At 62.1% G+C, this 10,355-nt stretch carries 2 protein-coding genes; both read left to right on the plus strand.

All coding sequences use genetic code 11. The annotated features are described in order from the left end of the window. The coding region (locus AC1DUU_RS12515) for a GH36-type glycosyl hydrolase domain-containing protein (RefSeq protein ID WP_476783743.1) at positions 1-8,297 on the plus strand (8,297 nt) is incomplete at its 5' end. A gap of 329 nt (positions 8,298-8,626) precedes the next feature. Next, the coding region (locus AC1DUU_RS12520; RefSeq protein ID WP_476783744.1) for a glucan ABC transporter ATP-binding protein/ permease at positions 8,627-10,355 on the plus strand (1,729 nt) is incomplete at its 3' end.

Genomic DNA, 10,355 nt, shown 5'->3' on the forward strand with positions numbered 1-10,355 from the left:
CACAATGGCTGCTCGACAACAATTATCTGGTCGAAGAGACTATCTATCAGGTCAAGCGCGACCTGCCGCGCCGCTTCTATCGCGAATTGCCGACGATCGAACTCACCGAGGGACAGCGGGTGCCGCGCGCGCTCGCCATCGCCTGGGTCTATGTCGCCCATTCCGACAGCACCGTGTCGGCGCAGATGTTCAAGGCGGTGGTCGAAGGCTACCAGTCGGTCGAACCGCTGCATATCGGCGAGCTTTGGGCGCTGCCGTCACTTTTGCGTTTCGTTTTGGTGGAAAACCTGCGGCGCATCGCCGTGCGGGTCAACCGCGCGCGCGAGATGCGCGCCATCGCCAATGATGTCGCCGACCGCTTACAGAGCGTGCAGGAACAGGACGATGGTCTTGCCTTGCTGAAGGCCTATGCCGTGCACGCCCGTGACACGACTTTTGCCACGCAATTGCTCTATCGTTTGCGCGACGGCTCGCAAAACGCCGGCAAGGCATTGATCTGGCTGGAAGACGAGCTTGAGAAGTCGGGCAGCGACGCCGAAGAGATCATCATCGGCGAACACCACACGCTGTCGAGCGGCAACGTTACCACCGGCAATATCATTCGTGGCCTTCGTCTCATCGACGACCAGGATTGGACTGTCTGGTTCGAGGATGTCAGCCGTGTCGACATGCTCTTGCGCGAACGCACCAACTTTGCCGCGCTCGATTTTGCTTCGCGCGACCAGTATCGCACAGCGATCGAAGAACTGGCCCGTCACTCCAATCTGTCCGAATTTCAGGTTGCCGAGCGTGCGACCGATTTCGCCCACACCGAAAGGCCTGCCCCGGCCGAGCATCGCGACGGCTTGCAAAAAGAGTGCTCCGATGTCGGCTTCTTCCTTGTCGGCCCGCGCCGCCAGGAGCTTGAGGAGGCGATCGGCTATCGCCCGACCATCGGCCGCCTGGTCAATCGTGCGTTTCGCAAGACCAACTGGGTGGGCATAGCTCTCCCGGTCTTTGCCCTGACCGTTCTGTTGCTTTTCCTGGCGGGTAATGCGCTTGCCGCGCTCGGCCTGCCGAGCATGACGACAGCTGCGATCGTTCTCATGTTGACGCTGTTTGCAGTGCCGGCAAGCGAAGGTGCGCTCGCCTTCTTCAACACAATCGTGCTCAAGTTCCTCGAGCCGACCCGCCTTATCGGCTACGAATTCAAGGACGGCGTGCCGGCGGAAGCCCGCACGCTTGTCGTGGTGCCGTCGCTGATCGGATCGCGCGACGATGTCGAAGAGAACATCCGTAACATCGAGGTGCATTATCTCGCCAATATGTCGGGCGAAATTCACTTTGCGGTGCTGTCGGACTGGCCCGACAGCCAGGCCGAGATTTCGACCGGCGACCGTGAGATATATGATTACGCCCGTCGTGAAATCGCCAAGCTGAACCAGCGCTATCCAAGCGAAGGCGCGCCGCGCTTCTACTTGCTGCACCGCCGCCGGCTCTACAACCCGGCGCAGGGCTGCTGGATGGGCTGGGAACGCAAGCGTGGCAAGCTGCACGAGCTGAATCTGCTGCTGCGCGGCGACGGCGACACGACCTTCATGCCGACCGACACGCCGCTGCCCGACAACGTCGTCCATGTCATGACGCTCGACGCCGACACGCGCATGACGCGCGGCGTGGTGACCAAGCTGGCCGGCAAGATGTGCCATCCGCTCAACCGCCCGGAATTCGACGCCGAAAAGCGTCTGGTGACGGCAGGCTATGCGATCCTGCAGCCGCGCGTGACACCGTCGCTGACAACAGGCGACGAAGCCTCGTTTTTCCAGCGGGTGTTTTCGGCCCACCGTGGCCTTGATCCTTATGTGTTTGCCGTTTCCGACCTCTATCAGGACGTCTTCGGCGAAGGCACCTTCACCGGCAAGGGCCTGTACCATGTCGATGCGATGGAAGCGGCCCTCAAGGGGCGCATCGCCGAAAACACCGTGCTTTCCCACGATCTGCTCGAAGGCGCACTCGCGCGCTCGGCGCTGGTGACCGATGTCGAGGTGGTCGAGGATTATCCGACCCGCTATTCGGTCGATGCCTCGCGCCAGCACCGCTGGGCGCGTGGCGACTGGCAGCTGCTCGGCTTCATTTTCGATCCGAAGTCGGGTGTGCCGGCACTGTCGCGCTGGAAGATGGTCGACAACCTCCGCCGTTCGCTGACCCCGATCTTCTGGGTCATGGCGGCGATTGCCGGCTGGACGCTGTTGCCGTTCACCCAGGCCGCGCAGTGGCAGGCGCTGTTGATCCTCACTTTGTTCATGGCGCCGACCTTCGACATCATCGATGCCATCCTGCCCAAGAACCGAGATGCTACCCCGCGCGGTCATTTCAGCGCGCTCGGCCGCGACCTGGCTTTCGGCACGGCGATGGTGGCGTTGAAGATCGTGTTGATGGCGCATCTCGCCTGGATGATGGGCGACGCCATCATCCGCACGCTCTACCGCCTGTTCGTCAGCCGCAAGAACCTTTTGGAGTGGCGCACCGCATCGCAGGCCCACAAGTCGGGCGACAACGATCTCTCCGCCTATTACCGCATGATGTATGGCGCCGTGATCATCGCCCTGATCGGCCTGGTGTTGCCGGTCATGACGGATTCGACCGGTGCCTTCGTCGCCTTCGCCTTTGCCATTTTCTGGGCTGGGTCGCCGGCTTTTGCCTGTCTGATCAGCCGCTCGGCTGAAACAGAAGACCGGCTGCATGTAGCGCCATGGGATGTGCATACGCTGCGCACAGTGGCGCGCCGCACCTGGCACTATTTCGAAACCTTCGTGACGCCTGAGCAGAACCATCTGCCGCCGGACAATTTCCAGGAAAACCCCACAGGCGTCATTGCCACCCGCACCTCGCCGACCAATATCGGCGTCTACCTGTTGTCGGTCGTCTCAGCTCGCGACTTCGGCTGGATCAGCCTGGCCGATGCCGTTGCCCGCATCGACGCCACGGTTTCGACCATCGAAAAGATGGAGCGTTACCGGGGCCACCTCTACAATTGGTATGACACAACGACCCTGAGGCCGCTTTACCCGCTCTATGTTTCGAGCGTCGACAGCGGCAATCTCGCCGGCCATCTTGTGGCGGTTGCTGCTGCCTGTGCGGAATGGGCGGAGGCTCCGTCGGTCCATCTGCAGGGCGACTTCGATGGCATTCTCGACATCGTTTCGATCATCGAGGAGAGCGTCGCCGAACTGCCTGACGATCGCAGGCAGCTGAGGCCGTTGCGCCAGAGGCTCATTGACCGCATCGACGGCATGCGCCGGGCCGTGGAAACCATCAAGTCGCAGCCTGAAATGGCGTCGATCCGCACCATCAATCTCGCTGTGCTGTCGGGTGAAATCCGCAAGCTCGCAGGCGCCATCCACGCCGAGGCTACCTCGACAAAGAGCGAAGCCCTGGCCGACTGGGCAAGGACGCTCGAAGTCACCTGTGAGGCGCATGTGCACGACGCCCACAGCGACGACCAGACCGTCACCGCCTTGCGGACCAAGCTGATGGAGTTGCGCGAGCGAACCCGCAAGTTCGCCTTCGAGATGAACTTCTCGTTCCTGATGCGCAACGAGCGCAAGCTCCTGTCCATCGGCTACCGCGTCGAGGAGCATCAGCTCGATGAAAGCTGCTACGACCTGCTTGCCTCCGAGGCGCGGCTGACCAGCCTGTTTGGCATCGCCAAGGGTGACATCCCGACCGATCATTGGTTCCGGCTTGGCCGGCCGATCGTCGAGATCGGCTTCCAGGGTGCCTTGATGTCGTGGTCGGGCTCGATGTTCGAGTATCTGATGCCGCCGCTGGTGATGAAAGAGCCGCAAGGCGGCATCCTCAACCAGACCAACAAGCTCATCATCCGCCGGCAGATCCAATACGGTCGTTCGAAGGGTGTTCCGTGGGGCATTTCCGAAGCCGCCTATAATGGCCGCGACCGCGAACTGACGTATCAGTACACCAACTTCGGCGTGCCAGGGCTTGGCCTCAAGCGTGGTCTTGGTCAGAACACGGTCATCRCGCCTTATGCGACGGTGCTGGCAGCCCAGTTCATGCCTAGCGAGGCGACCGCCAACCTCAGGCGGTTGCGCAAGCTCGGCGCTCTAGGCCGCTACGGCTACTACGATGCCGTCGACTACACGCCGCAGCGCGTGCCGGAAGGCACCGACCATGCGGTCGTCTACAATTACATGGCTCACCATCAGGGTATGTCGATCGTGTCGATCGCCAACGCCATCTTCGAAGGGCGCATGCGCGACCGCTTCCACAGCGATCCTGTGATCGAGGCGGCCGAACTTCTGTTGCAGGAAAAGGCACCGCGCGACATTCCCGTCGCCACCGTCCGCACCGAAGTGGCCGAGCATACCAAGGACGAGACGACCGATCACAGTGCCGATACGCGCATTGTGCTCAACCCGATGCGCGCGCTGCGCTCGACCAATCTGATGTCGAACGGCCGCTACTCCGTAATGGTGACCGCCACCGGCTCCGGTTACAGCCGCTGGAACGACATGGCGATCACGCGCTGGCAATCTGATCCAACCGAGGATCGGCTGGGTACCTACCTGTTCCTGCGCGATATTGACACTGGTGACTGGTGGTCCACGACGGCCGAACCAAAGCGCGCCACCGGCGAGCAGACCCAGACGGTCTTCTCCGACGACAAGGCAAGCTTCATCAAGACCGTGGGCACGCTGCGCAGCGAGGTCGAATGCATCGTCGTCTCCGAAGGCAACGGCGAAGCCCGCAAGGTCACCATCTGGAACGACGCAGCCGTTGACCGTCACATCGAGGTGACCTCCTTCGCCGAGCTGGTTCTCGCACCCGAAGCCAACGACAACGCGCATCCGGCGTTCTCGAAGATGTTCGTCGAGACCGAAATCACCCACAACGGCAGCGCCATCCTGGCGACCCGCCGCACGCGGTCAGCCAACGAGCCGTCGGTGGTGGCAGCACATTTCGTCACCGACCAGTCGGGTTTCGTGCGTGACACCGAAGCCGAAACCGACCGCCGTGCCTTCATTGGCCGCGGCCGTACCATTGCCGATTCGGCAGCTTTCGATCCCGGCGCCAAGCTTTCGGGCAGCGCCGGCTTCACGCTCGATCCTGTGGCGGCCCTTCGCCGGCGTGTCCGCGTGCCGGCCAACAAGAAAGTGTCGCTGACCTTCTGGACGATCGTCGGATCGACTCGCGAGGAAGTCGAAGAGACGGTCGCCCGGCTTGACCACCCCGAGGGCTTCCCGCGCCAGGCGATGCTGTCTTGGACGCGCTCGCAGGTACAGACCAGGCATCTCGGCCTAAACCTCACGGACGCTGCCAATGTGCAGAAACTGGCACGCTACCTGATCTATCCCGATCCGTTCCTGCGTCTGTCGGCGGATGCCATCGCTTCCGGTCTTGGCCGGCAGTCGGCACTGTGGCCGATGGCGATCTCTGGCGATTTCCCCATCCTTGCGGTCAGGATCGGCGATATCGCCGACATCGAGATTATCGCCCAGGTGCTCCGGTTCCAGGAATACATGCGGGCACGCGGCCTTGTCGCCGACCTCGTCATCGTCAACGAGCAGGCGTCTTCCTACGTGCAGGACCTGCAACAGGCGATCGAGGCGCTTTGCGAGAACAGCCGCCTGCGCGGCAAGGAACTCGGACCTCGCCAGCACATTTTCGCTGTGCGCCGCGACCTGATGGACGAGGCGTCCTACCGCACGCTGCTGGCTGTCGCCCGTGTGTGCCTGCACACCCGCAACGGCACTATCTTCGACCAGATAGAGCGGGCCGAGGCCGCAGCGCTTCAGGCGCGTGACGCGCTCACGGCTGCCCAGGCTACCGACAGGCCTGACACGACGGCGCTTCAAACGTCGCCTTCACGCAGCGCCCGCAAGAGCGTCGGCGACGGGCTGGAATATTGGAACGGTTTCGGCGGCTTTGACGCTGGCGGCCGCGACTATGTCGTGCGCCTCAATGGGACCCGCGCCACGCCGCAGCCTTGGATCAACGTCATTGCCAATGCCGGCTTCGGCTTCCACAGTTCTGCCGAGGGGGCTGCCTTTACCTGGAGCCGCAACAGCCGCGACTACCAGCTGACGCCATGGTCCAATGACCCGGTGACCAATCGTCCGGGCGAGGCGATCTACATCTTCGATCGTGCCAGCGGGCGGACATATTCGCCGATTGCAGCTGTCGCTCGCGACGCGGGTGCAACCTATGAGGCCCGCCACGGCCAGGGTTTCTCGACCTTCAGCTCCAAGCGTGGCACGCTGGCGACCGAACTGACCCACCTTGTCGACCCGAACGACTCGGTTCGCGTCTCGCGCCTGCGTATTGAGAATACCGGCGCTGTGCCGGCAAAACTCAAGGTCTATGCCTATGTCGAGTGGGTGCTTGGCAACAGCCGGGCCAAGACCGCGCCCAACATTGTCTCGTCCCTCGACGTGGCGACCGGGGCGCTGCTGGCCCGCAATACCTATGGGCTTGATTTCGGCGAGCGTGTCGCCTTCATGGCGATGGATGGCAAGGCCAGTTCGGTCACTTCCGATCGCCATGAATTCATCGGGGCGGGCGGAACCGTCGAGGCGCCACGCGCTGTCACGCTCGGCGTCGAGCTGACAGGCCGTGTCGAGGCGGGCGTTGATCCATGTGCTGCGATATCAAGAGATATCGAGGTGCCCGCGGGTGGTTCGGTCACGCTGCTCTGGTTGCTCGGAGACGCCGGCTCGGACGAAGAGGCGAGCGCGCTGGTAACCCGCCATCTCAAGGTTGATTTCGATCAGAGGCTGGCTGAGAACGAACGCAACTGGCGCTCTTTCCTGGGCACGATCGAGGTTGAGACGCCCGACAAGGCGCTCGACGCGATGGTCAACAACTGGCTGCCTTATCAGAGCCTTGCCTGCCGCATCCGTGCACGCTCGGCTTTCTATCAGGCAAGCGGTGCGTTCGGCTTCCGCGACCAGTTGCAGGACACGCTTGCGCTGCTGATGCATGACGCGGGCCTCGCTCGTGAGCAGATCCTGACTGCGGCTGGCCGGCAGTTCGCCGAAGGCGATGTCCAACATTGGTGGCTGCCGCGCACTGGCGCCGGCGTTCGTACGATGATCTCCGACGATGTCGTGTGGCTGGCGAGTGCTGCCGCGCGCTACGTTTCGGTGACCGGAGATACAGCGATCCTCAATGAGCAACTGCCTTTCATCGAAGGCCAGGCGCTCAATCCGGGCGAGCACGATGCGTTCTTCACGCCAGAAGCTTCGAAGAAGAAGGCCTCGCTCTACGAGCATTGCGCGCGTGCGCTCGACCTTGCGATCAAGCGGACGGCCAAAAACGGCCTGCCGCTGATCCTTGGCGGCGATTGGAACGACGGCATGAATCGTGTCGGCGAAGAGGGCAAGGGCGACAGCGTCTGGCTTGGCTGGTTCCTGCTGAGAACCCTGGGCGAATTCGCCCCCTTGGCCAAGGCCGAGGGCGATTCCAAACGTGCAAACGCCTGGGACAAGCACGCCAATGCCTTGAAGCGGGCGCTGGAGAATGCTGCTTGGGATGGCGAGTGGTACCGTCGCGGCAGCTTCGATGACGGCACGCCGCTTGGTTCGCGCAACTCCGACGAATGCAAGATCGACTCGATCGCGCAGTCGTGGAGCGTGATTTCGGGCGAGGGCGACCCAGCCCGCTCGCAGACCGCCATGGCGCAGGCGACAAAAATGCTGGTCGACGACGAGCTTCAGCTCATCAAGCTGTTCACGCCGCCTTTTTCGGAGACCGAAAAAGATCCGGGTTACATCAAGGCCTATCCACCTGGTGTGCGCGAAAATGGCGGCCAGTACACCCATGCGGCGACCTGGTTTGTCATTGCCTTGGCGGAAATGGGGCAGGTCGACGAGGCCTACCGCTGCTTCTGSATGCTSAACCCGGTCAACCATGCGCTCGACGAGAAGGCGGCCGAGACCTATCGGGTCGAGCCCTATGTCGTGGCGGCAGATGTCTATGCCGATGCCTCCAAGGCAGGGCGCGGCGGCTGGACCTGGTACACCGGTTCGGCCGGCTGGCTCTATCGCGCCGCCGTCGAAAGCATCCTCGGCATCACCCAGCGCGGCAACCGGCTGGTCATCGCGCCGGCTATTCCCAAGCATTGGGAAGGCTATTCGGCCACGCTTCGTTTGGGCGGCGCCGTCTACAGGTTGCGGGTGGTGAGGGACAAAGCCGCTAAAGCTGTGAAAGCCGAGGTCGATGGCGTGAAGGGCAAGGACGCGTCCTTTGCCATGCGCGATAGCGGCGAGTTCGAAGTAATAATCCGCATTCCGGCTTAGCCAGCCATGCGACAAGGATGATTGGAGCGCCGCGCGTCAACACGACGGGCGGCGCTCTTTTTCATTCAAGCAGCAAATCGGGCTTGCCTTTTTTCGCGTCAATGCGCTAGTCCGCGATCTTCGTCATCATTTCGCCGCAACGATGCCTTTTTTCGTTAGTTCTCAATTCCTTATCGGATCACACCAGATTACGGGCCGTTGAAATGTGTTGGTCGATTTTTTTGAACCCAACGGCTATCTGCGCATTGTCTTGCGGACCTGAGGTCGCTATCTGTCGGCCATGGTGCAGTGCACAATAAAGGGACGAACGGGACTCAAGGGGTACCAAAGTGTCGTTGCTTGAAGTCTATTGGAGAGCCCTTCGTTATCTTGCCGCAGACGGCAAGAAGGTCGGGTTGATTTGCGCTGCCAACATTGTGTTGGCAATCGTCACTATTGCTGAGCCTATCCTGTTCGGGCGTATCATCGATGCCATCGCCGGGAAGACGGAAGTCGTGCCGACCATGGCGCTATGGGCGAGCTTCGGCGCGTTCAATATCATAGCCTTCGTGCTGGTGGCGCGCGGCGCCGACCGCCTCGCTCATGCGCGGCGCGGCGAGGTGCTTTGCCAGTCGTTCGAACGCGTCATCACCATGCCGCTAGCCTGGCATCAGCAAAGTGGCACGTCGCATTCGCTGCACACCTTGCTGCGTGCGATCGAAGCACTGTTCAGCCTGTGGCTCGAATTCATGCGCACGCATCTGTCGACGGCGGTGGCGCTGGTGCTGCTTGTCCCGACTGCGTTTTCGCTCGACGCCCGCATGTCGCTGGTGCTGATGGTGCTGGGCGCGCTTTATATCGCCATCGGCCGGCTCGTCATGCGCAAGACCAAGGAAGGTCAGGCCTCGGTCGAGCGCCACTACCACAAGGTCTTTTCCCACGTCTCGGATTCGGTCAGCAACGTCGCGGTGCTACAGAGCTACAACCGTGTCGGCCAGGAAACCGAAGCCCTTCGCGGCTATGTGAAAGCGCTGATCGCGACGCAGAACCCGGTTCTCGACTGGTGGGCTTTGGCTTCGGCCATGCACCGGCTGGCCTCGACCATCTCGATGATGGTGGTGCTGCTGATCGGTGCGTATCTCGTCAGCAAGGGCCAGTTGCGCATTGGCGACATCGTTGCCTTCACCGGCTTCGCCGCTTTGCTGATCAGCCGGCTCGACCAGGTTTCCAACTTCGCCAACCAGATCTTCGACGCTCGTTCGAAGCTGGAAGAGTTCTATCGCCTCGAGGACTCCGCGGGCGATGATCGCGAACCGGAAGGTCTGCGCGAGCTGGAAAATGTCACCGGTCACGTCCGCTTCGAGAATGTCAGCTTCGAGTTCCCGAATTCGGGACAGGGCGTCACTGACGTTTCTTTCGAAGTCAGCGCCGGCCAGACGGTCGCCATCGTTGGCCCGACGGGTGCGGGCAAGACGACGCTGATCAACCTGTTGCAGCGGGTCCACACGCCGCACCAGGGCCGCATTCTCATCGATGGTATCGATACGCGCACGGTGACCAAAAAGTCGTTGCGCCATTCGATCGCCACCGTGTTCCAGGACGCCGGCATGCTTAACCGCTCGATCGAGGCCAACATCCGTGTCGGCCGCGCCGGCGCGAGCTATGAGGAAGTGCATGCCGCTGCAAGTGCGGCGGCGGCGCAGGACTTCATCTTGTCGAAGAGCGAAGGCTACGACACCAATGTCGGCGAGCGCGGCGGACAGCTGTCCGGTGGCGAACGCCAGCGTATCGCGATTGCCCGCGCCATCCTCAAGAGCGCGCCGATCCTGGTKCTCGACGAAGCSACSAGCGCGCTCGACGTCGAGACCGAGAACAGGGTCAAGGACGCTATCGACATGCTGCGCGACGGTCGCACGACCTTCATCATCGCGCATCGCCTGAGCACTGTCCGCGACGCGGATCTTGTCGTGTTCATGGATCGCGGCCATGTCGTTGAGATGGGCGGCTTTGCCGAGCTTTCTGCTCGCAACGGGCGTTTTGCCTCGCTGCTGCGCGCCGGTGGCCTGCTCAATGATGAGG

It is taken from the genome of Aminobacter sp. P4_H6_2, assembly GCF_056400805.1.